Here is a 26,260-nt window from a genome sequence, read left to right on the forward strand (position 1 = left end):
AGGCTCATGGATACCTTATTTTTTATTGCTAGCAAAATTACCCAATTTTGCATTGAACCGCTCAATTTGATTTTGCTTAGCGTTTTATTTGCCTTGCTATTTTTGCTCTTAAGAAAATATGCACTTTGCAAACGCTTCCTGTACATCACTCTAATGGGATTTTTTATTATTGGCTATTTACCCCTATCCGAATTGCCTTTAAGAGCGCTTGAAAATACAATTTCGCCTACTGACTTAAAGGCCCTGCAGCCTGAGAAGATCGGCGGCTTAATTATTTTAGGCGGGGCAATTGATGGTGATACCACTAGCGATCGCCAGCAGGTTTCCCTAGGTTCGGCTGCCGAGCGAATAACCAAAGCATTTGAATTAATGCGTCTGTATCCCAATTTGCCTTATATTTTTACGGGAAGTTCAGGCGACTTATCGCCGCAGGGTATGCCCGAAGCCGAGGCCTTTAAACAACTGATTCAAGAGCAAGGTTTAGGTGCTCATCGCGGTTATTTTGAGGGGCGTTCACGCAATACTTATGAAAATGCGGTGCTGCTAAAGCCGCTACTCATTGAAGCAGGTGGAGCTGACCAGCCCTGGATTTTATTGACTTCTGCCAGCCATATGCTGCGCTCAACCCAGATTTTTAAGCAGCAAGGCATTACTGTCTTACCTTTTCCAGTGGACTATCAAACTCGCAGTTATCTCGATTGGACGGGTTTTGACATCACTCATGGGGCGCAACAATGGGCCACTTTTTTACATGAAACTGTTGGTTTAGTGGGATATTGGCTTACCGGAAAGATTTAGGATTTGCTAAAATGAAAGTCAATGAGTACGTCTAATCAAGCTTTCTCAGCTTCAGACCCAGCGTCTACGGACTCCTATTCAGCCGAACATCTTGCTAATCAGTTCTTAATTGCGATGCCTGGCATGGTTGATGACAATTTTGCTGGTGCGGTTATTTATCTCTTTGAGCATACTGAAAGAGGGGCGATGGGCTTGGTGATCAATCGACCGACTGAAGTCGATTTAGCTAGTCTATTTGACAAAATTGAACTCAAGTTAGAAATTGCCCCTTTATTAGATCAACCAGTTTATTTTGGTGGCCCAGTTCAAGTTGAGCGGGGTTTTGTCTTGCACGAGCCCGATGCTGATTTAGCCTACTCCTCCTCGATCTCGATTCCTGGTGGACTAACGATGACCACGTCAAAAGATGTTCTTGAAGCGGTCGCGCAAGGGCGTGGTCCCAAAAAGTTTATGCTGACCTTAGGTTACGCAGGCTGGAGCGCCGGTCAGCTCGAAGAAGAAATCGCTCTGAATGGTTGGATTAACGTGCCTCTACCCCGTGAGAGTATGGTTGATATTATTTTTGATACCCCTTCCGGAGAGCGTTATCAGCGCACCATGAAATCCTTAGGCTTTGATTTATCCCATTTATCGGGAGAGGCAGGGCATGCCTGAGGCCATTACGGTCATGGCCTTTGACTATGGAATTCGCCGCATTGGTGTTGCAATTGGAAACTCCCTCACGCAGACCAGTCAAGCTTTACCAGTAATTACCCAGACGCAAACAGGCCAAGGCTTTGAGGCGATTCAAAAGCTGTTAGTCGAGTGGCAACCAGCACGCTTAGCAGTTGGTTTACCAGTACATCCCGATGGCGCTGAGCATGCCATGACAGCAAAGGCACGCCGCTTTGGCCAACAATTGCAAGGGCGGTTTGCTCTGCCAGTCGCTTGGGTCGACGAGCGCTATACCTCGGCAGTGCTCGAAAATGAGCCAAATTTAGCGCCCCAGATCAAAGATCAATTAGACTCGCATGCAGCCTGTTTAATTCTTGAGCAATATTTTCAAGAAAACCCATTCCCTGTAAAGCAGAATAAAGCATGAAAGCTGAAGTGTTGTACCGCAAATTATTAAGCGAACTACAAGCGCGCTTAGCAGGCAAAAGCCTGATTTCAAGCGCGACCCAAGGCAATATGATTTATTTGGCTGGCCTAGCGGTTGGCGGAGCCTGGCTGGCCGAGCGTCTAGCAAAAGACTTAGCGCTGCCCCAGTTTGGCGTCATAAATGTCGCCTTTCATCGCGATGATTATGCTGAAAAAGGCTTAAGCGCAATGCGTAGCGCCAGCTCGATGCCAACCCATTTACCCTTTGAAGTGAATGGCGCGCATATTATTTTGATTGATGATGTGCTCTCAACGGGACGCACCGTGCGCGCTGCTTTAAATGAATTATTTGATTTTGGACGACCAGCTCAAGTGGAGTTAATGGTGTTAGCTGATCGCGGTAAACGCGAATTACCCATTACCGCCGATTTTGTCGCCGAGTTTATTGATTTGCCTGAGCAGCAAATTTTAGCGTTAGAAAAAGACGCTGCCGGCCTTTTTCACTTTCATATTGAAGAGTGCAATGGTTAAGCAAGTAGTTACGCAAGCTGTTAAGCAAACCAATACAGCTGGTGAACTGACGCATTTGCTTACCTTAGAAGGGATGCCAAAAGAACAAATAGTGCACATTCTCGATACTGCTCAGCAATTTGTGAGCGTTACCGACCCAGCTCGCGAAGTAAAAAAAGTGCCATTACTCCGTGGCAAGAGTGTCTTCAATCTTTTTTTTGAAAACTCGACCCGCACCCGTACGACTTTTGAAATTGCGGCTAATCGCTTATCGGCCGATGTCATCAATTTAGATATTTCAACCTCTTCAACAGCCAAGGGTGAAAGTCTCATCGACACCATCGATAACTTAATTGCCATGCAGGCCGATATCTTAGTCGTGCGCCACAATGTATCGCGGGCACCTATGGAAATTGCCCAACATGTGCCATCTTTTGTGCATGTGATTAATGCGGGCGATGGCAGCCATCAGCATCCGACACAAGGTTTGCTCGATATGTACACCATGCGCCATTTTAAGCACGATTTTCGGAATTTAAAGGTCGCCATCATTGGCGATATTGTGCATAGTCGTGTAGCCAAATCGAATATCCACGCCTTAACTACCTTAGGTTGTCCTGAAATTCGCGTGATCGGACCTGAGAGTCTATTGCCCAGTGATTTAGATATGCTGGGTGTCAAAGTCTTTCATGAGATGGAAGCGGGCTTAAAAGGAGTGGATGTTGTCATGACCTTGCGCATTCAGAAAGAGCGCATGGAGGAGGGGCAGGTTCCTGAGGGGAATGCCTTCTTTAAGCAGTTTGGTCTCACGCAAGCGCGACTTGCTTTAGCTAAACCCGATGCTATCGTAATGCATCCTGGCCCCATGAATCGGGGCGTTGAAATTGAATCGGCGGTAGCCGATGGCCCACAGTCAGTCATTCTGCAGCAAGTCACGTTTGGCATTGCCGTCCGAATGGCCGTGATGTCGATGGTGGCTGGAAATTAAACTAGTTAAGTCAATTACTCAACATTAAGCCCGACCGTATTGGTCTTCAAAGCGCACGATGTCATCTTCACCAAGGTAGTCACCCACTTGCGCCTCAATAATTACCAGCGGAGTAGTGCCAAGATTGCTTAAGCGATGTTGGGTTTCTTTAGGAATATAAGTCGATTGATTGGTTTTGAGAAGTAAGGTTTTATCGCCATTCACGACTTCCGCATTTCCAGAGATCACTACCCAATGTTCGTTACGATGATGGTGCATTTGCAGTGATAAGCGCGCCCCAGGGTGAACCACAATCCGCTTAATTTTGTAATCTGGCCCCTCTTCAATGATGGTGTAGGTGCCCCACGGACGATGCACCGTACTGTGATAAGTGCCACGCTCATCTTTGGCTTGATTGAGTTTTTCAACGACTTTTTTTACGGATTGCGAATGGCCTTTCGCAGTAACTAAGAGGGCATCGGGGGTATCCACAATGATCAGATTATCTAGGCCTACGGCAGCTATTAAGCGTTCACGTCCAAATACAAAGGTATTGTTAGAGTCAATAAAAATCGCCTTGCCTTCGCTTGCATTGCCTTGCTCATCTTCGGGAAAATGTTTGGCAAGGGCGTCCCAAGAACCAACATCATCCCAATCAAAACTCGCGTTCACTGAAACAACGTTTGGTGCTTTTTCCATAATGGCGTAATCGAGAGAGATATCCTCAATTGCCGCCATGGTTTTTTCATCGAGTAGGAGGGTTTTTTCAGTAATAGCGTTACCACTGCTGTCGGCATCATTTTTAGTAGTAGCTTGCCAGCAGGCTAGTACTTGCTTGCTAAGCGCTGGCGCAATTTGTTCAGCCACACTTAAGAAAGTCTCGGGCGTAAAGCAAAACATGCCCGAGTTCCAGTGAAAGTTCCCAGCTGCAACATATTGTTCAGCCAATGAGGCTGCCGGTTTTTCAACAAATTGGTCGACAACACGAGCCTCTGCATTACTAGAGGTACGGGCGGGCGAACCCAGTTTAAGGTAGCCATACCCCGTTTCCGCATGAGTCGGTGGAATACCAAAAGTAACTAAATGACCCGCATTAGCAAAATCAACCGCCTTACTAACGGCCATTTCAAAACCAACCTTATCGTGGATGACATGGTCGGCTGGCAAAATTAACATGGGAATGGCACCACGACCAGCTGCCTTGGCTGCGAGGGCAGCAAACAGAACGGCAGGCGCAGTATTGCGTCGGAGAGGCTCGATTAAAGTGAGTTCGGCTGCTTGCCCAGCTTCTTTTAGATCGGCTAATACTTGAAAGCCGAGACTTTCAGAGGTGAGCACACAAAGCCAAGGATTGGCTGAGGCAATACGTTGCGCCGTTTCACTGAGGAGTGATTTTTGACTGGCCACTGGCATAAATACTTTGGGCCGGTTTTCACGAGAAACTGGCCATAAACGCGAGCCCGCGCCGCCACAAAGAATTACTGTTGAAAATTCAAGCTTCATGACTAAATTTTACTCACTTCAGTCCAGGGGCAATATGCTCTAAAAACCAGCTATAGGCATTCGCAATTCCCGTGCGCAGTTCAATTTGCGCTTTCCAGCCTAAGGCGTTGGCTTTACTGACATCGAGAAGTTTTTGTGGGGTGCCATCGGGCTTACTGCTATCAAGCTGTAAATCACCTTGAAAACCAATAACCTTAATAACTTCTTCGGCTAATTCGCGAATCGTTAAATCTGTACCAGTACCAATGTTGAGGAAAGGCCCGTTATAACCCTGCTCCATTAGCATCACGCAGGCCCTCGCCAAATCATCGACATGCATAAACTCACGGCGGGGTCGACCCGAGCCCCAGACGACTAAGGCTTTTTCATTACGCAATTTGGCTTCATGGGCTTTGCGAATTAAGGCGGGCAAGACATGGGAATTATTTAAATCGTAAGTATCACCAGGACCATACAAATTAGTCGGCATTAAACTCACATAATGGGTGCCGTATTGGCGATTGTAATTTTCACACAACTTAATACCAGCAATTTTAGCGATCGCATAAGGTTCATTGGTTTGCTCTAGCGGCCCCGACAGTAAATATTCTTCCTTAATCGGTTGCGGACAATCGCGCGGGTAAATACAACTTGAGCCTAAAGATATTAGATGATGAATACCGGCGGCATAAGCCCCATGAATCAAATTACATTCAATCATTAGATTTTGATAAATGAAATCGGCGCGATACGTATTGTTCGATTGAATGCCACCTACTTTAGCTGCTGCAATAAATAGGTAATCTGGTTTTTCGGCTTGCAGAAATTGGTGCACGGCCTCTTGATTGAGTAAATCGAGCTCAGCATGTGTACGCGTGAGGATATTCTCATAACCTCCAGAGCGTAAAAAGCGCACAATCGCGCTTCCCACCATGCCACGATTACCTGCTACATAAATCTTTGCTGCTTTATTCATTGCGCTCCAGGGTGGTATAGCCATGTTTTTTCACGAGTTCGTCGCGTTCGGCGCCGCGAAGGTCTTCACGCACCATCTCTTTGACTAAATCGGCAAACGAGGTACGTGGCACCCAACCCAGCTTTTCTTTGGCTTTAGTGGCATCACCCAAAAGGGTTTCGACTTCAGTGGGACGGAAATAACGGGGGTCTACGGCCACAATACATTTGCCCTTACTATCAAAGCCTTTTTCATTGACGCCCGTGCCTTGCCAGGTAATTTTCAGGCCTAACTCTGCGGCAGCTAAGTTAATGAACTCACGCACACTAAATTGCACGCCGGTTGCAATCACATAATCTTCAGCAACTTCTTGTTGCAACATTAGCCATTGCATTTCAACATAATCGCGGGCATGACCCCAGTCGCGTTTAGCATCAAGATTGCCAAGGTATAAACATTCTTGTACGCCTAATTTAATACGCGCTAAGGCACGGGTAATTTTGCGGGTGACAAACGTTTCGCCGCGAATCGGGCTCTCATGATTAAAAAGAATGCCGTTACAGGCATACATGCCATAAGCCTCACGGTAGTTCACGGTAATCCAGTAGGCGTAGAGCTTAGCCACGGCATAGGGACTACGGGGATAAAAAGGCGTGGTTTCTTTTTGGGGAATTTCTTGTACTAAGCCATAGAGCTCTGAGGTTGAGGCTTGATAAAAGCGGGTTTTTTTCTCTAACTTCAAAATCCGAATTGCTTCTAATAAACGCAGGGCGCCTAAAGCATCTGAATTAGCGGTGTACTCTGGCTCTTCAAAAGAGACAGCGACATGCGACTGCGCGGCTAAGTTATAGAGCTCATCAGGCTGGGTTTGTTGAATAATGCGAATAAGGCACGATGAATCGGTGAGGTCACCATGGTGCAGGGTTAATTTAGAGCCCTCAATGTGGGGGTCGTGATAGAGGTGATCGATGCGGTCGGTATTAAAGAGTGAAGCACGGCGCTTAATGCCATGCACTTCATAACCCTTACGCAGTAAGAATTCGGCTAAATAGGCGCCATCTTGGCCTGTAATTCCAGTAATTAGGGCTACTTTTGATTTTGACATGGAGTTTTCTTAAAAAATAAGGGTCAGTTTCAACTTAATTTCGGGTTTATTTTCATCGTTCCGTGGTGACGGAGGTAAAGACACTATTGTAAATTGTTTTAAAAGGAGGCCTGAGCCTCTTCGCAACAAATACAATGGGGCCTCAAGGCGCAAGAAGAGCAAGGATGGCGGGTGTGAGCACAGCAGGCGACGGCGGCAGGAAAGGTCAGCAGATTCCAGCAGAGCGGGGAAAGGCTGTATTGCGTCGCCTAGACCGATGGTTAGGGGTGCCCTTGCTTTATCTAATCGCCCTTTTTCGCCCTAAAAAGAGCCTCTTGGGCGAGCAATTGCATTCCCCCTTATCAGCTGACCCATCGACTAGGCTGACCGACGAAGTCACCATCAAGCGGATTGGCTTTTGCGTATTTGCTGCCGTTGGCGATGCCTTATTGGTATCAGCGATATTGGCTGATCTCAAGCAATTTCGCAATCAAATTCAAGCCAAAACTGGCGAGCAAATTAGTGTCACTGTTTTTTCAACTCCAGCCAATGCAGAGGTTTTTAAATTAATCAGCAATTTTGAGCGCATCGTACTTATTCCAATTACCTCTCCGTGGCATGCTTTACAAACCATGCGCGAATCGATTGCCGAATTTCCAGTAGACGTTTTAATTGATACTTCGCAATGGTCCAAAATTAGCGCGATTCTTTGTGCTCTCAGTGGCGCAAAATTAACGCTTGGTTTTAATACCCCGGGCCAATATCGGCACTTTGCCTATGATGTATTAGTTCCCCATAGCCGCACAGTGCATGAAATAGATAACTTTCGGGCCTTGCTCAGCCCTTTAAATATTTCTACCGGCGCGCTGCCAGAACTTGACTTGACGGGTATGGTGCAAGGCAATCAAGCGCATGTTAGTAAGCCATTTATAGTGCTGCATCCATGGGCGAGCGGTACGCAGTTTGCCATGCGCGAATGGCCTCTTAACTCATGGCTCGAGCTCAGTAAGCGCCTAGTGAGTGCGGGTTATGCGATTGTTATTACGGGCGGTCCCGACGATCAAAAACGTGCCGCAGCCTTAGTACAAAAATTAAATGCCAGCTTGCCGAGCGCAAATTTGTCAGCCATTACGCCAAGCAATTTAGATGATCCTCTGGCCAGGGTACCAATTATTTCTGTCGCAGGATCAGTAAATTGGCTTGAAACGGCACGCATAATTAATCAGGCTGAAGCAGTCGTGGCAGTCAATACAGGGACGATGCATTTAGCCGCAATTTTAGGTAGGCCTTTAGTTGCACTACATGGACCTACTAATCCAGCGCGTTGGGGCCCACTTGCGAGCGGCACTGCAATTCCTATCATCTTGGGCCCTGGCCTTAGCGAGGGGGGTGCTTATCTTCATTTAGGCTCTGAATATCCCAAAGAGCCTGTATACCTCATGGATCAAATTAGCCCAGATGCGGTCATTAGGGCATTAAAAAGCAATTTTGGCCTACAAATTGCATAGGCTTAGCGCAAGTACTGCAAAATATCACCATGGCAGCCTCTTTTTTAATTAATTCCTATTTAATCCGTCTCTTCGATTTTGTAATGATTAATGTCGTGGGTTTAGTGACATTTTTTGTTTTGCAATATTTTAAAGACCCAGGTTTAGATTTACAGCGCTACACCGCTTTAATGGTGCTGGCCAGTCTGGCCTATTTAGTTTTGACTAATGGTGCCTATCGCTCATGGCGCGGTGGTAATTTATGGGCTTTATTCGGTCAAGTTGCCGCGGGCGTTTTAAAAACCTGGATTTTAATTTTGATCTGGCTAGTATTTAGCAAGTCAACAGAAATGTATTCGCGCCTGTGGTTATCGTCTTGGGCCATTGGCAGTTTAATTATCTTGTGTGGCAGCCGCTTAGTCAGTTATATTTTACTTCGTCAGTATCGTGCCAAAGGCGTAAATCTGCGCCATATTGCTATTATTGGATCTGGCTCAACCGCCGAAGAATTAGTCACTCGCATTGAAGGCTCAAGATGGTCTGGCTACCGTATTCAAACCCATTTAAGAGAATTGAGTCCGCAGCAGTTAACTGCACTAGCTTTACAACCCCTGAATGAAATCTGGCTCGCTTTACCGATGGGCGATGACAGTCAAATGCGCATGGTCATGGAGCATCTCAAATTAAGTACCGCGACCATTCGCTTTGTGCCTGATTGGTTTTCATTTCGCTTAATTAATCATGGCGTTAGTGAGGTGTTGGGGATGCAGATGATTGATTTATATGGCACCCCGATGGCTGGGGTAAATCTATTTATCAAAACAGTAGAAGATTACGTGTTGGCAACCCTGATTTTAATCTTGATCAGCCCCCTCATTTTAATTTTGGCTATCTGTGTCAAGGTCAGTTCACCGGGCCCAATTTTTTATCGCCAAGAACGCATTGGCTGGAATGGCGAAGTTTTTGAAATTCTGAAGTTTCGTAGCATGCCAACGAATCTGGAAGAAGAGCAAGTACAGTGGGGTGGTTCAGCAAATAAATCCGTTACGGCCTTTTCAAAATGGATGCGCGCCACTAGCCTGGATGAATTGCCACAGTTTTTTAATGTCTTACAAGGCCAAATGTCGATTGTGGGCCCACGCCCCGAACGCCCGATTTTTGTTGAGCAATTTAAACAAGAAATTCCAGACTACATGAAGAAGCATTTAGTAAAAGCAGGAATCACGGGCTGGGCCCAAATCCATGGCTGGCGGGGGGATACCGATTTGCATGCCCGTATTGAGCACGATTTATATTACATTGAAAATTGGTCGCTCTGGCTCGACTTCAAGATTATTTTCTTAACGATCTTTCGCGGCTTTGTAAATAAGAACGCATATTAAAGTTAAGGCGCCAATGAACTCGACCATGAGCTCCACCATGGACGTCACCGAACTAGAGCACTTACCCAAACGTTGGTTAATTCTGGCGCATGGTTTTAATATGGATGGACGTGCCGCAAGTCAAACGATTACTGATAAGGTGCCTTATTTATTGGCTGCTGGTCTAGAGTTAACAGTCTTTAGTGCGGTTACTGGTTCTGCTGATCAACGCTTTACGCATCGGCAATTTTTCCCTTGGGGGCCTGCAGGTTTACGCTTTGATTTTCGCCATTGGCTTGCTATGCGGTGTGGACGAGGCTTTATTTATAAAGTCTTGACGGTTTCATTATCGGCATTGCTGGCGCCTTTTATTGCTCTCGAGCGACTCATTGCTGGTTATTCAAGTCAATGGTCATGGGCATTGCCAGCAGCCTGGCATGGTATTCAGTTAGCCCGCGCTGGCAAAATTGATCTGGTGTATTCCACTGGCGGAGCTTGGTCAGCTCATTTAGCAGCAATGTTGATTAAGCGCTATGCAGGCAAAAACGCGCAGCTAAAGTGGCTGGCAGAAATTCATGACCCCTTAGTCATGCGCAGTAATGAGCAGGATGATGGACTCAATGCCCCAAGTGAGCGTGAAGCCCATTTTCGCTTTCAGCTAGAAAAGCAAATTTGTTTACATGCAGATCGGGTTTGGTGGTTTACAACAGGTGCTTTAAGTTATGCACAAAAGCGTAACCCTAACTTATTAGTGCCTGATGCGCGCGGCAAGTTAAAAGGCTTAGTTGTCTTGCCAGGGGCAAACCCACCAAGGACTGAGACTGCGCCGCTTGCCTGGAGGGCTAGTGGACAATTGCATTTGGCTCATTTTGGCTCTTTATCGCATACTCGCTCATTACAAGGACTGCTCAATGCATTGCCAGCGTTTTTTTCTCGGCATCCAGAGGCAAGAACGCATTTACGGATCGATATTTATGGCTCTGACTTAGATGCACTTTCAGCTCGCGCGATCCAAGATCATCGGCTAAGCGATATTGTGATCACACACGGGCGTTTAGAGTTTGATTCTGCTAGTCAACAATCGGGTCGCGAAAAAGTCAATCAACTGATGCGCGAAGCTGATGTATTGCTTTTGCTCCATGGTAATAGCGAGTGGTGCGCTGAATATATTCCTTCAAAAGCCTATGAATATTTTTGGGCGCAGCGACCAATTTTGGCTTTAACCCACCGCAACCCCACCTTTAATCAGCTCTTGGTTGAGCATCAAGCTTATATTGCCGAGCAAAGTAATCCAAGTGCGATTATCGCCACGCTTGAGCAAATTTACGCCGCTTGGCAGCAGCAGCAAATGCCCGTCATTAGCGCAAAACCGCTGGGAGTTGATCAAGCTGTACAAACGATTTTTCATGCCGTTGGCGAGCTCAACTAAGTAGAATCGGTTGCTGGAAAAATCATTGCACTCAAGAGTGCAATACAGAAAAATAATATTTCAATTGAATGTTTACTGCTGACCTCAGCTACGGTAAAAGTAAGCAATAAACCAGATGCGACCCAAATCGCCATCAGCGCATTGGGTGAAGTGCTTGCACTTAGCTGCCTCAAGGCGATGCCGATGATGCTAAGTAAAGCGCCCAGAGTGAATAGCAAACCAGGAATACCAAAAGCTAGCCCATAATCAATCCAAGCGCTGTGAGCTGATTTAATAGTGGCATTAGGATAAGATTGTTTAATGACTCTCTCTAATGAGTGCTCAAGCAAGCCAAAGCCCAAAGGATTTTTAGTAATCGAATCAATCCCTGCGGTCGCCCAGGCAGCGCGTTCGTAATTATTGGGATACACCATTTCGCCACCAGCAGTTTGAGGATAGCCGAGCTGCTGCGTATTCTGCCATTGGGGGTAACGATCAATTTGCGTGGCAATGTGTAAATCTTCAAAAAAATGATTCCAACCCCGATTAATTTGTAGATGACCTTGAATAAAAAATAGTAAAACAAGCAAAGGCAGCGCTATAAGGAGTATTGATTTCCAATAACTTACATTGAAATTAGTGCCCAATCTATTTTTTATGCTGCGCAATTTAGCGAGAAAAATAATCATAATCCAGGCAGTTAATAGAATAGTAGCGATACCAATTCCATTACGCGTATCAATAATGGTGGTGTAAGAAAATAAAATAAGCAGAACACCCGAAAGCCAAAATACAGATAAGCCCCAGTTGAGCTTCATTTTATTTAAACTGATTTGTTGATACTGAAAAGCAGTCGCGCCGCAAACTGCACTAATAAATAGGATGCCCATGATTACGGTATTAATCTTGTTACCAAAGGGGCTGACAAAATAATAACGGGGCATAAATACTTGTCCCGTTTGTGTAAAGGCGATTAAGTAGTCAACCACTAAGAATAAGAAACTGGCATAGATGCCAAGCCACAAGAAGTTAGTTTGCTGTGGGCGCTGGCGTAGCACTAAGCCAGTTGCTCCACCGATGAGAAAGGCCAACAAGCTTCGCTTCCAAGTACTACCGAGCTCATGCAGTTGCAAAATAGGGTCTTGACTGAACAGCAAGAAATGCAATAAAACCCAAATGAACATGCCAATACTCAGACTGATGGGTAAAAAACGGATTAGGTTTTTGGTGCAAGAAAAACGCTTAAAGACGATTAGCGCCAATATAGTGCCAGCAATGAGCAATCCATTACGTAGGGCAATCGTATTACTGATGGGCCAAATCAACAATAAAATACTGCTTATGGCGATCAGGATAAAGTCCAAAATAGGGCTTGAGCTGTTGGCAGTGGACGACCTCATAAAAACAAATGATAAAGGGTAATCGGGGATAATAAGTAAATTACTAAATTGCTTAATGAAGGTATTGGTAAGACATGATTCTTTTAACAGGCGCAACGGGTTATATCGGCTCGCATACATGGCTTGAACTGCTGCTAGCAGGGCACGAGGTAATCGGGATCGATAATTTTGTGAATTCGAGCCCTCAAGTACTGCGGCGGCTTGAAGGACTCGCTAAACAAGTTCCTAATTTTATGGAAGGGGATGTTTGTGACCCCATTTTTATGGCAGCGCTGTTTAATCAATATCCTATTGAAGGGGCCATTCATTTTGCGGCACTAAAAGCGGTCGGTGAATCAGTCGCCAAACCCTTAGCCTATTACCAAAATAATTTGCTCGGCTTATTAACGGTTTTACAGGTAATGCAAGAGCACCATTGCAAGCGATTTGTATTTAGTTCTTCAGCAACAGTTTATGGCGATCCCGATGTCGTTCCCATTGATGAGCAGGCAGCATTACGGCCGACAAACCCCTATGGTCAAACCAAACTCATGAGTGAGCAAATTCTGCGTGATTTAGAAATTGCTGACCCAAGTTGGCATATTGCCTACTTGCGTTATTTCAACCCCATTGGTGCGCATGAGTCTGGTTTAATTGGTGAAGATCCACTGGGCATTCCGAATAATTTATCTCCCCTTGTGGCGCAAGTAGCCATTGGTAAATTACCCGTACTCAATGTGTATGGTAACGATTGGCCTACACCCGATGGAACGGGGGTGCGCGATTACATCCATGTGGTTGACTTAGCTCAAGGACATGTGCGGGCAATCGATTATTTATTGGATGACAAGCCTTCCCTTACCGTCAATTTAGGCACTGGCTTGGGTTACAGCGTGATGGATGTATTACGTGCTTACGAGCAAGCAGTAGGGCGCGCAATACCTTATCAAGTAGTAGCTAGGCGTGCTGGCGATATTGCAAGTTGCTATGCAGACCCCCATTTAGCCGCACAACAGCTTGGCTGGAAAGCCTCTCGTGGTATTGAGCAAATGTGCGTTGATAGCTGGCGCTGGCAATCGCAAAATCCTCAAGGCTATAAAAATGAATAAGGTCTAGGCAGAATGACCCAAAGCATGGTGCTCTACTGTAAATCATACCGCCGCGATTTTCTGCGCGTCAAGCGCTTATTAATTTCCTTACAAAAACACAATCGCGACCAGTTACCGTTTTATATTTCTACACCTACAGCCGATCGTGAATTACTTTTAGAAGTGCTAGGCAAAGATGGGCAAAGCTTCAGTTTTACCTGGATCGCCGATGAAGCCATTATTGCGGCAAATCCGCGCGCTTCTAAAGTTGTGCAGCTAGATATGCCTGGAGGCTTAAGCCAAGCAATCATTAAAGCCGATTTCTGGCGTTTAGGTTTAGCCGATAACTATCTTTGTATTGATTCAGATAGTATTTTTATTCGTGATTTTGGCAAGACCGATTTTTTAGCTAGCGATGGCTATCCCTATACTGTTTTGCATCAAAACAAAGAATTATTTCAATTGGCTACCAACCGTGGCTATACCAAAGTGGAATCGAATTTACGTGAAGAGGCGATGCGGGTACAGCAATTATTTGGTCGGGAAGGCCCCCAATATTATTGTGCTCCTGCGCCATTTATCTGGTCGGCTAAAGTATGGCAATCACTCGATGAACAGTATTTGATGCCTAAAGGCATTACTTTATGGGATGCCGTTACACCCGAATACCCTGAAACTTTGTTCTATGGTGAGGCCTTACTGAATTTTCAGGCCATTCCCATACGCATGATTGAACCTTTATTTCGCATTTATCACTACGACTGGCAATACTATACGGCGCAACGTTTAGGCGAAACCGAAGCAAAATTAAAGCAGAATTTTTTAGGGGTAATTTATCAATCCAATTGGGAAGTCGAGCTCGATTATGGGGTAGGTAATAAATCATTACCCTCAAGAATGCTGAAATCGGTCAAACGATTTTTGCGCTACATTAAAAGCTATTTTTAAGCTGAATATGTATGGATGCAATTGAACTAAACAATTCATTTCTACAGGCCGCAGAGGATAAGCCAAGCGTTTTAGGCCCATTGGTAAGCGTGTCAATGCCAGCGTTTAATGCTGAACGCTATATTGGCGAAGCAATTGAAAGTATTCTTTCGCAAACTTACACCAATTTTGAACTGATTATTATCGATGATGGCTCTACCGATCAAACCCGCGAAATTATCAATCGCTATCACGATACGCGAATTGTCAAAATTTTTTCTGATCAAAATCATGGCTTAATTAGTACTCGCAATAAGATAGCAACTTTAGCCAAAGGTAAATACCTTGCGCTATTAGATGCAGATGATCGCGCCCTCCCAAGCCGATTAAAAATCCAAGTTGAATTTCTTGAAACGCATGAAGTGGATATTTGCGGTGCAGATCACTGGACCTTAAACCAGAAAAATGGCGATTTACGTAACTCAAAACAACGGCATTCAAATGCTGATATTCGTGCAATGTTGACCGTATGTAGCCCTCTTTGCAATCCAGCTGTGATGGGTAAGACAGAAATATTTAAATCGCACCCTTACAAATTAACCTCTTTGCATGCGGAAGATTATTTTTTTTGGGCAGAGTTGGCCATAGCTGGATATCGATTTGCGAATATTCCAAAAAAATTAATTATTTATCGGCTCCATGCAAGTCAAACAAGTATTAATTTTAGAGAAGAGGCTAAGAATGTATTTAAAAAATCTCAAGCGCAGTACTTAAGCGGATTGGGTATCCCAGTTACATTTTTACCTCGCGCCATGTCTTTAGCTGAGCGACTTAATTTTGGAGTTGAATGCCTAAGGCTTTTAAATCAAAAAATTCCAGGAATATCTGTCGGCGCTAATTATGAGATTTATGCTCGGTTTCAACATCGAAAAAACGGTATCTTAACGCCATTAACGCGGCTTGAACGCTGGTTGATAGCACTATCTGCGAGTTGGATTGGCCGAAAAGGAAGGGTATCAGGCAATTAATTTAAGTTAATTTAATTTATTAGGCAGTTATGACAACCCAGTCTGGTGGAAATAAATCAGTTAGCCCATTTTTCTGTTCAGCAAGCCAACGACTAGGGGCAATGACTATGCCCGTTGGCTCAAATTTCAACCATGCACCCCACCAACTAAAAGAACTATTAGCAATAATATGATGACGGCAATACATCATCAATAGTAATTCTTGAGAGGTAGAATTTATGCTAGAGTCAGTTTTAATAAACGTAGCATTTATGTTTTTTGGTAAAGTATCTATAGCCCAAGAAATATCATCAGAAAAAATAAAAAAGTGAGCGCTGGGTATTTCCTTTAAGATTAACTGAATGGCTAGAATGTAATAGTTTATATTTAATACACCATGAATTTTCGATGCCGACGGAGAGGTTAGATAATCACCCCGTCTAATATGAAGCATGATCGACTCTGTAGATTGTATTTTTTTTAAATAAAATCCATAGTGTTCGCTAACTAGAGCACAAGGCTGACATTCAGATTGAAGTGCCAAGCGCATTGACGAAAAATACTTAAAGGATTGCCAGTAACCAAATAAGAGTAGATCTTGGTTTTTATTTAATTTTACTTTAAATAGCTTGTCGTCAAAAGTAAAGCCCAATTTTTCATGGTATATCTTTGGTTTAGATGGGGAAAAAGAGTGTATTAAAGATTTTATTAACCCCATTTTTATTGGCGTACCAAAATTAGCGCTGATATAAGTCGGTTTAGGCAATTTTAAAAATGGCAATTCTAGTTGTCTGGGTGTACTGCCAAAGGTTGGGCATTCAAACCAGGCCCTATCAAGCAAGAGATCTGTCTGAAAATACGTTGCGAGCGCTCTTCCAGTAGCGTATTGAAATAATTGATTGCCTAAGCCGCCTTGAAGTTGGGTGATGATAGTCATAACTCTATAATTAGAACATTAACCCAAAGAAAAATCAGAGAGCAACTCTTCATGCTAATTGGAAGTATTATCGGGTGGGAGGTAGGTCAGGACGATCTATTTAACCCACAAAGCCCGCGCAATCGGGACGATTGCCTTGAGCCTTTCCGTGTATTAAAGGCGCAAGCATTAGCTTGTGGCATTGAATTACATACGCTGGATGTAATTCATAGTCAGGGTAAAGAGCCTGACTTCAATCTCTATATCGAGTCAATCCCCCTGATTACCCAAGGTCAAGGTAAAAATTATTTAATCCGTTTTGAGACTGAATTAACTGTACAAGCCAATGCAGACGCTGTGTATTTGCAGCAGTTTGATGGCATTTTTACTTGGGATAAAAATTTACTCGAAGCTAATCCACAGTCGCTAATCAGCTTAGGGCTTGCTAAAGCAAAATTACATGCAATGACGATACCAAATCCACTGCCTGCTGAATTTAGTCCACATCAAGTAGTTAATTTAGGCTTTAGTGCACGCCCTCAGTTTTGTATTTTAATTGCCAGTAATCGGCATGCTAATCGCAGGGATGAGCGGGAATTGTATTCAGAGCGAGTAAAAGCTATTCGCTGGTTTGAGACTAATGCACCAAGCGATTTTGTTTTGTATGGACACGGGTGGAAAGTACCCCAAAAGCGCTTTGGTATGCTAGGAAAGATGCGCTATCGTCTGGCTAAGGTGCCGCCCTTTCTCATGGGCAAAGCCGTTTTTCCAAGCTATGGTGGTCCGGTAAACAGTAAATTTACCGCCTTAAGTCAAGCTCGCTTTAGCATTTGCTTTGAAAATGCGCGTGATATCCGTGGCTACCTTACCGAAAAAATATTCGACTGTTTATTTGCGGGATGTGTACCGATTTATTGGGGTGACCCTGAGGTAGAAAAAGCCATTCCAAAAAATTGCTTTATTGATTTTCGTCAATTTCAATCCTACGGAGCACTCTATAGTTTTCTAAAGGATTTATCTGCAGAAGATTATCAGGCATACCAAATAGCGGGTCAGCAATTTTTAGCATCTCCCCAATTTCAAGGGTTTAGTTCAGCAGCATTTGCTCAAAAGATTATTGCTTCCATTCAACATGATTTTGCATTAACTTGAGTTTGGCGATGTCAAAGCGAAAGCCGATAGATCAAGCAGAAATATTAATTGCTGGCCCAGCGCGGAATATTGCCGCCCATATTAACCAAGAGCTCGATGCTTTGTATGAGGCCATGCGCGACTTCAAGTGTATTCATGGCTTAGTAGTAGAAAGCGATTCAGATGACGGCACCATCCAACAATTAGCGACATTAAAATTACGCTTACCGAATTTTGATTACATTAGCTTTGGTAGATTAATCAAGCAGATACCTATGCGTACGGCCCGTTTGGCATATGCGCGTAATCGCATCGTGACAGAGGTGCAAAATAATCCCCGCTATGCCAGTGTAGATTTTATTGCGATGGCCGATTTAGATGGCATTAATCGGCATATTTCCGCGCAATCGATTGCGCAATGCTGGGAGGTAGCCGAAGAGTGGGATGTAATTACGGCCAATCAGTTGCATACTTATTATGATGTCTGGACCTTGCGCCACCCAGATTGGAGTCCAGTCGATTGTATGGTGCAGATGCATAAACTAGAGCCCATCCTAGGTGAGTCAGCGGCCCAAAATTTAGCAGTACAGGCTAAGCAGGTTCACTTAAACGCTAATCAAGGCATGATCGAAGTTGACTCTGCATTTGGTGGGCTGGGCATTTATCGCCGCGGGGCTTTTCTGGCTGGTCGATATAGTGGCGTTAATGCGGCAGAGCAAGAGGAGTCTGATCATATTGCTTTTCATGCTGATTTACGCAAACAAGGCTATCGAATTTATATTAATAGCGCCCTGATCAATAGCGCTAGTCACCTTGATCCGCCACCACCTCCCCTTGCTAAAAAACACACATTTTGGACAATCGGCGTCATGCGATGGCTGGGCAGGTTACTATTTGGGCATAAACGGTTTAATAAGTATCTTGATCTTCTTAAATAAACTGAAATAAGATTTGGGCGTGTCATTATGATTGTAGTTACTGGTGGGGCAGGTTTTATTGGCAGTAATTTTGTCTTGGATTGGCTTGCCAACCCCAAGGCTGAAGGTATTATTAATTTAGACAAACTGACTTATGCAGGTAATTTAAGTACCTTAGCCCCGCTCGAAAAAGACCCCCGTCATATTTTTATTCAAGGCGATATTGGCGATAGCACTTTAGTGGCTAATCTTCTCCAAGAGCATCGCCCTCGTGCCATTATTAATTTTGCTGCCGAGAGCCATGTCGATCGGTCAATTCATGGGCCGGCTGATTTTATTCAAACGAATATTTTGGGCAGTTTTAATTTATTAGAATGTAGTCGTACGTATTGGAATTCATTACCGACTGAAGCGCAGCAACAATTTCGCTTTTTACATGTGTCTACTGATGAGGTATATGGCTCATTAGGAGCAAGCGCTGCGGCGTTTAAAGAAACTACGGCCTATGAACCCAATAGCCCCTACTCAGCCTCAAAGGCTGCCTCTGATCATTTAGTGCGCGCCTGGTTTCATACCTATGGTTTACCTGTGCTCACCACCAATTGTTCAAATAATTATGGACCTTATCATTTTCCCGAGAAGCTGATTCCGCTAGTGATATTGAATGCCTTAAATGAAAAGCCGTTACCAATTTATGGTGACGGCATGCAAGTGCGCGATTGGCTTTATGTGGGTGATCATTGCACGGCAATTCGACGTGTACTAGAAAAAGGGACTCTGGGGGAAACCTATAACGTGGGCGGCTGGAATGAAAAAACGAATTTAGAGGTCGTCAACACGATTTGCTCGATTCTAGATGAGCTTAGACCCCGCTCAAGCGGCGGATCTTATGCTGAGCAAATTCGTTTTGTAACCGATCGGCCAGGGCATGATCGGCGCTATGCAATTGATGCGAGCAAGCTAGAGCGAGAACTTGGCTGGAAGCCAGCGGAAACTTTTGCTACAGGTATTCGGAAAACCGTAGAGTGGTATCTAGCTAATCCGGAATGGGTGGCTGGAGTGCAAAGCGGTTCTTACCGCGATTGGATTAATCAGCATTATGTCGCTTAGTCATTCATTTAGTAAGATTCTGGTTTTTGGAAAAAATGGGCAGTTAGGGCGCGCGTTTCAAAATGCCCTAAGTAATCATGTACAGCAAGATATTATTTTTATTGGGCGGGGCGTTGGCAGCAATGAGGAACCCAACGCTTGTGATTTAGAAAACCCCTTAGCACTTGGGCAGCTTTTAAAAAAACAGCAGCCCAAGCTCATTATTAACGCTGCGGCCTATACCGCAGTCGATCGGGCTGAAACCGACAAAGAACGCGCGTTTGCGATTAACGCTACTGCAGTGCAAATCATGGCCGAGTACGCCGCTAAAACGAATGCAACTTTTTTACACTACTCAAGCGATTATGTTTTTGACGGCAAAAAAGAAGCCGCCTATCTAGAGACTGATTTACCAGCACCACTGAGTATTTATGGGGCAAGTAAAGCTGCTGGAGAAGCAGCAATCATTGCATTAGCACCCCACTATGCGATTTTTAGAACCAGTTGGGTCTATGGCGATGGCGCTAATTTTATTCGCACCATTTTACGTTTGGCGAAAGAACGTGAGCAACTAGCCATTGTGAGTGATCAATTTGGGGTGCCAACTAGCGCAGCTTGGTTAGCGCAAATAAGTTTAGACTTTATCGCTCAGCCATTTGCATCAGGTATTTATCATGCTGTACCTGATGGTGAAACGACCTGGTATCAATTGGCTTGTTTGGTGGTGCAAACTGCGCTAGACGCTGGCGCCACCTTAAAATTGCAAGTAGCAAATATCCGTCCCATTCCCACTAAAGATTACCCAACTCCAGCCCCGCGACCAAACAACTCTAAAATGGCTAATACGAAGCTAAAAGGGGTCTTTGCCGATCGATTAGCCGCGAGTGCCAATGGCGTTCCCGACTTTCCTCATTGGCAGCCAGCCGTGATTGATTATGTTCAGCAGTTAGTAAAGCAGGGTAAACAAGAGATGATGAAGTCAAATGAATAAGCGCAAGGGAATTATTTTAGCGGGGGGCTCGGGTACGCGTTTATACCCAGTAACCCAAGCTGTTTCAAAACAGCTGATGCCAATTTATGACAAGCCCATGGTGTATTACCCTTTAAGTACCTTAATGCTTGCGGGTATTCGGGAAGTTTTATTAATTTCTACTCCGCACGATACTCCTCGCTTTCAAGAGTTGCTGGGCGACGGCTCGCAATGGGGATTGCAAATTCAATATAAGGTGCAACCTTCGCCCGATGGCTTAGCCCAAGCATTTATTCTCGGGAAATCATTTATTGGCCAAGACCCTAGCGCATTAGTTTTGGGTGACAATATTTTTTATGGCCATGAATTAGTCAATCAATTACACCGTGCCGATCGGCACACCACGGGAGCTACAGTCTTTGCCTATCATGTGCAAGATCCAGAACGGTATGGAGTAGTTGAATTTGATAAGCAGTTCAAAGCCATTTCAATTGCCGAAAAGCCACTCAAGCCGCGTAGTAATTATGCGGTTACAGGCCTGTATTTTTATGACTCGCAAGTCTGTGAGATTGCCGCAGGAATTAAACCGAGCGCGCGTGGTGAATTAGAAATTACCGATGTGAATCGACATTATTTGCAGGCAGGTCAACTCAATGTTGAAATCATGGGCCGGGGTTTTGCGTGGCTAGATACAGGCACACACGATTCCTTATTAGATGCTGCAGGTTTTATTGCCACCTTACAAAAACGCCAAGGTTTAATGGTGGCTTGCCCGGAAGAAATTGCCTATCGGCAAGGATGGATTACAGCCGCAGGCGTTGAAAAAATCGCTAGCCAAATGATGAAAAGTGGCTACGGTCAATATCTGCAACGCATCTTGCAAGAAAAAGACTGAGGATGAGTGGCGCATGAGTAATTTATTGGTAACACCAACCCGTATTCCTGAGGTCTTAGTTTTAGAACCCAAAGTCTTTGGCGATGAGCGGGGCTGGTTTTATGAGTCGTTCAATGCAGCCCAGTTTCTTGCGGCAACGGGTATTCAGGCCGAGTTTGTCCAAGATAATCAATCTTTCTCGAAAAAGAACACGCTACGCGGCTTGCATTACCAAGTAGAAAAAACCCAAGGTAAATTGGTACGCGTTACTGCCGGCGCAGTCTTTGATGTCGCAGTTGATTTACGCCAGTCATCAGCCCACTTTGGGAAATGGGTCGGGGCAGAGTTAAGCGCGCAAAATCATCGGCAAATGTGGATTCCAGCAGGGTTTGCCCATGGTTTTTTTGTGCTCTCGGATGCTGCTGAGTTTCTGTATAAGACGACTGATTATTATTACCCCCAAGGTGAGCGTTGTTTAGCTTGGAATGATCCCACGGTAGGGGTTGTATGGCCCATTCCAGAGGGAATAGAGCCGACTATGAATGCCAAAGACTTAACTGGCTTTGCGTGGAATCAAGCGCCAAAATTCTAGTCTTTTAAAAAAGCAAGATAATTAGCGGTATGAGTTCAGCACACATCCGCATTTTGATCGTGAAGTTATCTTCTTTAGGAGATGTCTTACATAACCTACCCCTCGTTTGGGATTTGCGAGAACACCTTCCAGAGGCACAAATTGATTGGGTAGTTGAAGAGGCCTATCTTGATTTACTAGAGCCCTTGCGCTCGCGTAATGGCTTGCGAGGTATTGATCGCATTATCCCCATTGCGTTAAGGCGCTGGAAAAACAATATCTTCAGCTTAAAAACCTGGCAGGAATTTTTTGCTTTTCGTAAACACTTACAAGCGCAGACCTATGACGTAGTAATTGAAACCCAAGGACTTTTAAAGTCGGCTTTAGTTTGTGCCATGACTAAAAAAACCTCGACTACTGTCGTAGCAGGCCTCGCTAATGCCACCGAATACTCGGGTTATGAGCCAATTGCTCGGCGTTTTTATACGCAAGCCGTGCAAGTGCCTCGCCAATGTCATGCAGTTGATCGTTCGCGTTGGGTTATGAGCGCTGCTTTTGATTGGCCATTACTGAATCGCCAGCAACAACCCCCCTATTTTTATCCCCAAGCATGGGTCGAGGGTTTAATCTCCGCCACTCAAAATAGCATTAGCCAAAATTACGTGGTATTTTTTCATGCGACTGCTCGAGAGGCTAAACGCTGGCCCAATAAAAACTGGATTACTTTAGGTCAAGGGCTAGCCGAACAAGGCTTGCAGATCATTTTGCCGTGGGGCAGTGCTGCAGAAAAATTAACCAGTGAACTCATTGCCAAAGAAATTGATGGCGCTGTAGTACCAACCGCGTTTTCAATCAAAGAAGCTTTTGCTGTCGTCGCTGGCGCCCAATTAACCATTGGGGTGGACACGGGCTTAACGCATTTGGCCGCAGTCTTAGCTAGACCTACGATTGAACTATATTGTGATTCACCGAAATGGAAAACGGAGGGCTACTGGTCAGAAGCGATTTGCAATTTGGGTGATCTGAAAAACCCACCAGCGGTGAAAACAGTGCTCGCGGTTGCTGTGCGCTTATTGAAAGCAAGTCAAAGCGCTTTATCTAAGCAAGCCATTGATGCTAGTTAAGTCCGAATCCGTTAAGGTGCCCGCATACGATTTTAATTTCAGCGCATTCATGATGGTGTTGTAACGAGCCTGATTTAAAGACAGCCGAGTGTTAATCAGGGCGTCAAATGCCAACAACACATCAATACTAATTAAGGTGCCAACCTCAAAACCCAGTTGGCTTGATTCAGCTGCAGAGGTAGTGGAGCGTTCAGCCGCCTCGTAGGCCTTGACACTCGCTAGACCGCCATAAAATCCAGTAAAAGCTTGGCGCGTATTTTGTGCTGCCGTACGCCGTAAATTGTCATAGTCCGACTTGGCTTTATCTACAAGCGCGGCATTTTGACGAATCAGCGAAGAGTTGTAGCCACCCGAGAAAATCGGAATATTTAAATTTAGTGCTACCGTATTGTTGTAGATATTTTGTGAAGCGGAAATATTACTAAAGGTCACACCATTATTACTGTTGTATGCAGCAGAACCAACAAAATTGAGGGTGGGGTAATTGGTTGCTAAAGCAGCGCGATAATTACTTGAGGCAATATCCACATTGAGTAAGGCGCCCAAGACCCCAAAATTGGCGTTCTCAGCTTGATGAATCCAATCGTTCAAAGTTTGCCCGGGAGGTAATTGCGGGTTAATATTTTCGGATGGGGCTGGTAATGCCTCTGTCACTTTGGCGCGTGGATCCCTGACCACTCCGTCAATTTTGGCTTCCTTAGCTAGCGGCTTTAGCGCTGGTACGGGCCGCCCTACTAGCTGCTCTAAGATGCCCCGCTTCACTACTAAATCGGCTTGCGCAGTAATTTCTTGAGAGATTGCTAAGTCATAGCCTGCTTGAGCAATATTGACATCCACAATTGTTGCTAGGCCAGCCTCAAAGCGTGCTTTGGCGGCATTGAGCTGCTGTTTAATCAAGCCAATTTTCGATTTAAATAACTCCACATTATCTTGGCTATAGAGCACATCAAAATAAGCTTGCGACACGCGTAACACTAAATCTTGTTGGGCTTGGTAAAAACCCATATCAGCAACTTTGGTATTTAAGTCGCCCTGTCTAAATACTTCAAAAGCACTAGCATTGAATAAAGGCTGGGTCAAAGTGACCGCATAATTTCGTTGTCCGTAAACGCGACTATTACCTGTGAAGGTTTGCAGCGCTGAATTATTGGCAGCATGTTGGTAGTAGCGGGTTAATCCGGGAGAGGCAACAATTTGCGGCATGAGTACGGAGAGCCCCTGCCAAAATAATTCTTGTTTTGACTCATATAAAAAGCGGGCGCTATTTAAAACGGGATCGCTAAAAGCAGCCTCTTGGTAGAGCCCCATTAAATCAATTGCTTGTCCAGGGGCAATATTAAATGGGTTGGAACTTAATAAATTAGACGCGCTGGGTTGAGTTGGCACCCCCAAGTTTTGCCTCACCACCATATCGGGAGGAATTTGCAAGCCCGTTAAGTCAGCCGCTGTTAGTGGCTTAGGAATTCCTGAGCGGGGTTTTGTAATGGCTTCGGGTTGACCTTGAATGGTGACATTTGGAAAAGCTGGCTGCACTCCGGTTTGTGCAAGGGCTGCAGTAATTACAAACGAGCTCACTAGACCTACCATGACCGTAGAGTAAATACACCTTAGCGGTAATCTCAGACGCAAATTCAAGGGGCAGGCAAACCAACTCATGTCAATCCAAGGCTTCTCAATATGACCTGAAGTTTAAGGCCAAATGCCAAAATGGGCCTTGCATCGCCATTTCTACAGGAATTTACGGGATAAGGCTTTAATATGCGGGCTATGGATCTCATTTTCTTAATTAAAGCAGTCATTTTGGGGGTAGTTGAAGGGCTCACAGAATTTTTGCCCATTTCCAGCACGGGGCACCTTATTCTAGTAGGCGATTTACTCCATTTTAATGATGGCCATGGCAAGGCTTTTGAAATCATCATTCAATTTGGCGCCATTTTGGCAGTTTGCTGGGAGTATCGGCAGAAATTATGGCAAGTGGTCATTTCTTTAGGTAGTCGAGCAAGCTCAAGACGGTTTATCCTCAATTTAGTCATTGCTACAATTCCTGCGGCAGTCCTTGGAATTCTTTTTGGAAAATATATCAAAAATTATTTATTTGCACCAATCCCCGTTGCACTGGCTTTTATTGCTGGCGCACTGATCATATTTTGGGCTGAAAAACGTCAAGCTCAAGCAGGCCCTCAACTGGGCTCCCAATCACGGTTGGGGCGCTCCATTCATTCGGTCGATGACCTCTCCCCTTTTGACGCTTTAAAGGTGGGCTTAGCGCAATGTGCGGCTTTAATACCGGGCACCTCACGTTCGGGCGCGACCATCATTGGCGGCATGCTGATGGGTTTGCCACGTACCGTTGCCACCGAGTTTTCTTTTTTCTTGGCCATACCAGTAATTGGAGGTGCGACCATCTATGAATTACTGAAGCTCTCTAAAGCACCCACTGCGCAACTATTAGTGAGTCCCGCCGACTTTACCTTGGCGTTAATTTTTGGCTTTGTGGCTGCCTTTATTGCCGCCTTTATATGTGTGCGTTGGTTAATTCACTATGTTGCTAGCCATACATTTATACCCTTTGCTTGGTACCGGATTATTTTTGGTGCCTTCATTTTAATTACCAGCTATACCGGCTTCATTGCCTGGACCCATTAGAGAGATTAGAAAGAGCGCAATGGACTTGTCAATTACCAACGTTACCGCCAATATTCAACTCGCTTTGGCGCCCGTTTTCTTGCTAACTGCAATTGCAACTTTATTGTCAGCCATTACAGCTCGCTTAGCACGTAATGTTGATCGGATGCGCTTTGTTCAAAATGAACTTTACGGAGGTTCTACTATTTCGGTAGATTTACGCACGCATTATTTGGGTGAGCTTAAAGAATTTAAGATGCGCGGTCGCTTATGTACCGCGGGCATCTTTTTTGATGTGTTAAGTGGTTTTTTTATTTCTTGCACAATTTTAGAGCTCTTTTTTGTGCAAGCGGGCGCTGCACAAGTTGTGCGTTCGGGCTTTGCCGTGGGCACATTCGTGCTGGGCATTGTGGCTTTTATGACGGCAATGGTTATGATTCTCATAGAGGTCATCGTGGCTTATCGCTCAGCGAGCTGGGATGTGCCACAAGATGGGGCTGAGCTCTAGGG

Annotated in this window: 26 protein-coding genes; 20 read left to right on the plus strand and 6 right to left on the minus strand. The window is 44.9% G+C overall.

Translation table 11 applies throughout. The features are described 5' to 3' along the window. Positions 1 to 6: 6 nt before the first annotated feature. The 5 genes from LZG75_RS02810 to LZG75_RS02830 all read left to right on the plus strand — a co-directional run bounded on the left by LZG75_RS02810 (position 7) and on the right by LZG75_RS02830 (position 3,376). On the plus strand, positions 7 to 798 hold the full coding sequence (locus LZG75_RS02810) for a YdcF family protein (RefSeq protein ID WP_233934945.1): 792 nt from the start codon (positions 7 to 9) through the stop codon (positions 796 to 798). A 114-nt stretch (positions 799 to 912) separates the two neighbouring features. Then, on the plus strand, positions 913 to 1,452 hold the full coding sequence (locus LZG75_RS02815; protein WP_233923374.1) for a YqgE/AlgH family protein: 540 nt from the start codon (positions 913 to 915) through the stop codon (positions 1,450 to 1,452). Then, entirely contained in the window at positions 1,445 to 1,879 is a 435-nt protein-coding gene (gene ruvX / locus LZG75_RS02820; protein WP_233923083.1) for a Holliday junction resolvase RuvX, read from the plus strand. The genes LZG75_RS02815 and ruvX overlap by 8 nt, the downstream gene beginning before the upstream one ends. Next, entirely contained in the window at positions 1,876 to 2,409 is a 534-nt protein-coding gene (gene pyrR, locus LZG75_RS02825) for a bifunctional pyr operon transcriptional regulator/uracil phosphoribosyltransferase PyrR (RefSeq protein ID WP_233934946.1), read from the plus strand. The genes ruvX and pyrR overlap by 4 nt, the downstream gene beginning before the upstream one ends. Further along, positions 2,402 to 3,376, plus strand: a complete 975-nt coding sequence (locus LZG75_RS02830) for an aspartate carbamoyltransferase catalytic subunit (protein ID WP_233934947.1) — start codon at positions 2,402 to 2,404, stop codon at positions 3,374 to 3,376. The genes pyrR and LZG75_RS02830 overlap by 8 nt, the downstream gene beginning before the upstream one ends. A 24-nt stretch (positions 3,377 to 3,400) precedes the next feature. On the opposite strand, the gene LZG75_RS02835 is transcribed toward LZG75_RS02830, so the two are convergent. From LZG75_RS02835 to gmd, 3 genes are read right to left on the minus strand one after another with little or no spacing between them, the layout of a single operon-like run. After that, positions 3,401 to 4,858 (minus strand): mannose-1-phosphate guanylyltransferase/mannose-6-phosphate isomerase, encoded by a 1,458-nt coding sequence (locus LZG75_RS02835; RefSeq protein ID WP_233934949.1) that lies wholly within the window; start codon positions 4,856 to 4,858, stop codon positions 3,401 to 3,403. A gap of 13 nt (positions 4,859 to 4,871) precedes the next feature. Beyond that, the gene (locus LZG75_RS02840) at positions 4,872 to 5,813 is read right to left on the minus strand and encodes a GDP-L-fucose synthase (protein ID WP_233934950.1); all 942 of its coding nucleotides are present in this window, start codon (positions 5,811 to 5,813) and stop codon (positions 4,872 to 4,874) included. After that, positions 5,806 to 6,897: a GDP-mannose 4,6-dehydratase gene (gmd, locus tag LZG75_RS02845; protein WP_233934951.1), complete on the minus strand. Its 1,092-nt coding sequence runs from the start codon at positions 6,895 to 6,897 to the stop codon at positions 5,806 to 5,808. Before gmd ends, LZG75_RS02840 begins: the two co-directional genes overlap by 8 nt. A 173-nt stretch (positions 6,898 to 7,070) precedes the next feature. Here gmd and LZG75_RS02850 point away from each other — a divergent pair, with 173 nt between their 5' ends. The 3 genes from LZG75_RS02850 to LZG75_RS02860 are packed head-to-tail and all read left to right on the plus strand — an operon-like array spanning position 7,071 to position 11,153. Continuing rightward, positions 7,071 to 8,384 carry a glycosyltransferase family 9 protein gene (locus LZG75_RS02850; RefSeq protein ID WP_233934952.1) on the plus strand — a complete coding sequence of 438 codons (1,314 nt, stop codon included), beginning with the start codon at positions 7,071 to 7,073 and terminating at the stop codon, positions 8,382 to 8,384. Positions 8,385 to 8,413: 29 nt separating this feature from the next. Further along, positions 8,414 to 9,745 (plus strand): undecaprenyl-phosphate glucose phosphotransferase, encoded by a 1,332-nt coding sequence (locus LZG75_RS02855; protein WP_233934953.1) that lies wholly within the window; start codon positions 8,414 to 8,416, stop codon positions 9,743 to 9,745. Positions 9,746 to 9,758: 13 nt separating this feature from the next. Beyond that, a complete protein-coding gene (locus LZG75_RS02860) occupies positions 9,759 to 11,153 on the plus strand; it encodes a hypothetical protein (protein WP_233934955.1) in 1,395 nt (464 codons plus the stop codon). Here LZG75_RS02860 and LZG75_RS02865 read toward each other — a convergent pair. Then, complete coding sequence (locus LZG75_RS02865) at positions 11,150 to 12,460, minus strand: O-antigen ligase family protein (protein ID WP_233934956.1); 1,311 nt, start codon at positions 12,458 to 12,460, stop codon at positions 11,150 to 11,152. The two genes, LZG75_RS02860 and LZG75_RS02865, sit on opposite strands and share 4 nt — an antisense overlap. Before the next feature lie 146 nt (positions 12,461 to 12,606). Between LZG75_RS02865 and galE the strand changes: the two genes are divergently transcribed. From galE to LZG75_RS02880, 3 genes are read left to right on the plus strand one after another with little or no spacing between them, the layout of a single operon-like run. Next, positions 12,607 to 13,620: a UDP-glucose 4-epimerase GalE gene (gene galE / locus LZG75_RS02870; protein ID WP_233934957.1), complete on the plus strand. Its 1,014-nt coding sequence runs from the start codon at positions 12,607 to 12,609 to the stop codon at positions 13,618 to 13,620. 12 nt (positions 13,621 to 13,632) lie between these two features. After that, complete coding sequence (locus LZG75_RS02875; protein ID WP_233934958.1) at positions 13,633 to 14,547, plus strand: DUF6492 family protein; 915 nt, start codon at positions 13,633 to 13,635, stop codon at positions 14,545 to 14,547. Between the two features lie 11 nt (positions 14,548 to 14,558). Beyond that, on the plus strand, positions 14,559 to 15,554 hold the full coding sequence (locus LZG75_RS02880) for a glycosyltransferase (protein WP_233934959.1): 996 nt from the start codon (positions 14,559 to 14,561) through the stop codon (positions 15,552 to 15,554). A 19-nt stretch (positions 15,555 to 15,573) separates the two neighbouring features. On the opposite strand, the gene LZG75_RS02885 is transcribed toward LZG75_RS02880, so the two are convergent. Beyond that, entirely contained in the window at positions 15,574 to 16,470 is an 897-nt protein-coding gene (locus tag LZG75_RS02885) for an alpha-1,2-fucosyltransferase (protein ID WP_233934960.1), read from the minus strand. Positions 16,471 to 16,521: 51 nt separating this feature from the next. Between LZG75_RS02885 and LZG75_RS02890 the strand changes: the two genes are divergently transcribed. The 7 genes from LZG75_RS02890 to waaC are packed head-to-tail and all read left to right on the plus strand — an operon-like array spanning position 16,522 to position 23,125. Continuing rightward, the gene (locus tag LZG75_RS02890) at positions 16,522 to 17,601 is read left to right on the plus strand and encodes a glycosyltransferase family 10 domain-containing protein (RefSeq protein ID WP_233934962.1); all 1,080 of its coding nucleotides are present in this window, start codon (positions 16,522 to 16,524) and stop codon (positions 17,599 to 17,601) included. Positions 17,602 to 17,609: 8 nt separating this feature from the next. Beyond that, positions 17,610 to 18,518: a hypothetical protein gene (locus LZG75_RS02895; RefSeq protein ID WP_233934967.1), complete on the plus strand. Its 909-nt coding sequence runs from the start codon at positions 17,610 to 17,612 to the stop codon at positions 18,516 to 18,518. 27 nt (positions 18,519 to 18,545) lie between these two features. Beyond that, positions 18,546 to 19,607 (plus strand): dTDP-glucose 4,6-dehydratase, encoded by a 1,062-nt coding sequence (gene rfbB, locus LZG75_RS02900; protein ID WP_233934970.1) that lies wholly within the window; start codon positions 18,546 to 18,548, stop codon positions 19,605 to 19,607. Continuing rightward, positions 19,597 to 20,577, plus strand: coding sequence for a dTDP-4-dehydrorhamnose reductase (rfbD, locus tag LZG75_RS02905; protein ID WP_233934973.1), 981 nt, complete (start codon positions 19,597 to 19,599; stop codon positions 20,575 to 20,577). The genes rfbB and rfbD overlap by 11 nt, the downstream gene beginning before the upstream one ends. Continuing rightward, positions 20,570 to 21,451: a glucose-1-phosphate thymidylyltransferase RfbA gene (gene rfbA / locus LZG75_RS02910; protein WP_233934975.1), complete on the plus strand. Its 882-nt coding sequence runs from the start codon at positions 20,570 to 20,572 to the stop codon at positions 21,449 to 21,451. Before rfbD ends, rfbA begins: the two co-directional genes overlap by 8 nt. A gap of 13 nt (positions 21,452 to 21,464) precedes the next feature. Further along, positions 21,465 to 22,022 (plus strand): dTDP-4-dehydrorhamnose 3,5-epimerase, encoded by a 558-nt coding sequence (rfbC, locus tag LZG75_RS02915; protein WP_233934977.1) that lies wholly within the window; start codon positions 21,465 to 21,467, stop codon positions 22,020 to 22,022. Between the two features lie 29 nt (positions 22,023 to 22,051). Further along, positions 22,052 to 23,125 carry a lipopolysaccharide heptosyltransferase I gene (gene waaC, locus LZG75_RS02920; RefSeq protein ID WP_233934978.1) on the plus strand — a complete coding sequence of 358 codons (1,074 nt, stop codon included), beginning with the start codon at positions 22,052 to 22,054 and terminating at the stop codon, positions 23,123 to 23,125. Here the strand turns inward: waaC and LZG75_RS02925 are convergent. Continuing rightward, positions 23,096 to 24,700 carry a TolC family protein gene (locus LZG75_RS02925; protein ID WP_233934979.1) on the minus strand — a complete coding sequence of 535 codons (1,605 nt, stop codon included), beginning with the start codon at positions 24,698 to 24,700 and terminating at the stop codon, positions 23,096 to 23,098. The genes waaC and LZG75_RS02925 overlap by 30 nt on opposite strands. A gap of 192 nt (positions 24,701 to 24,892) precedes the next feature. Between LZG75_RS02925 and LZG75_RS02930 the strand changes: the two genes are divergently transcribed. Continuing rightward, a complete protein-coding gene (locus LZG75_RS02930; RefSeq protein ID WP_233923372.1) occupies positions 24,893 to 25,771 on the plus strand; it encodes an undecaprenyl-diphosphate phosphatase in 879 nt (292 codons plus the stop codon). 19 nt (positions 25,772 to 25,790) lie between these two features. Continuing rightward, positions 25,791 to 26,258, plus strand: a complete 468-nt coding sequence (locus LZG75_RS02935) for a DUF2721 domain-containing protein (RefSeq protein WP_233923061.1) — start codon at positions 25,791 to 25,793, stop codon at positions 26,256 to 26,258. Positions 26,259 to 26,260: the final 2 nt, after the last annotated feature.

The sequence above is a fragment of the Polynucleobacter sp. IMCC30063 genome (genome assembly GCF_021395235.1).
Taxonomy (GTDB): Bacteria; Pseudomonadota; Gammaproteobacteria; order Burkholderiales; family Burkholderiaceae; genus Polynucleobacter.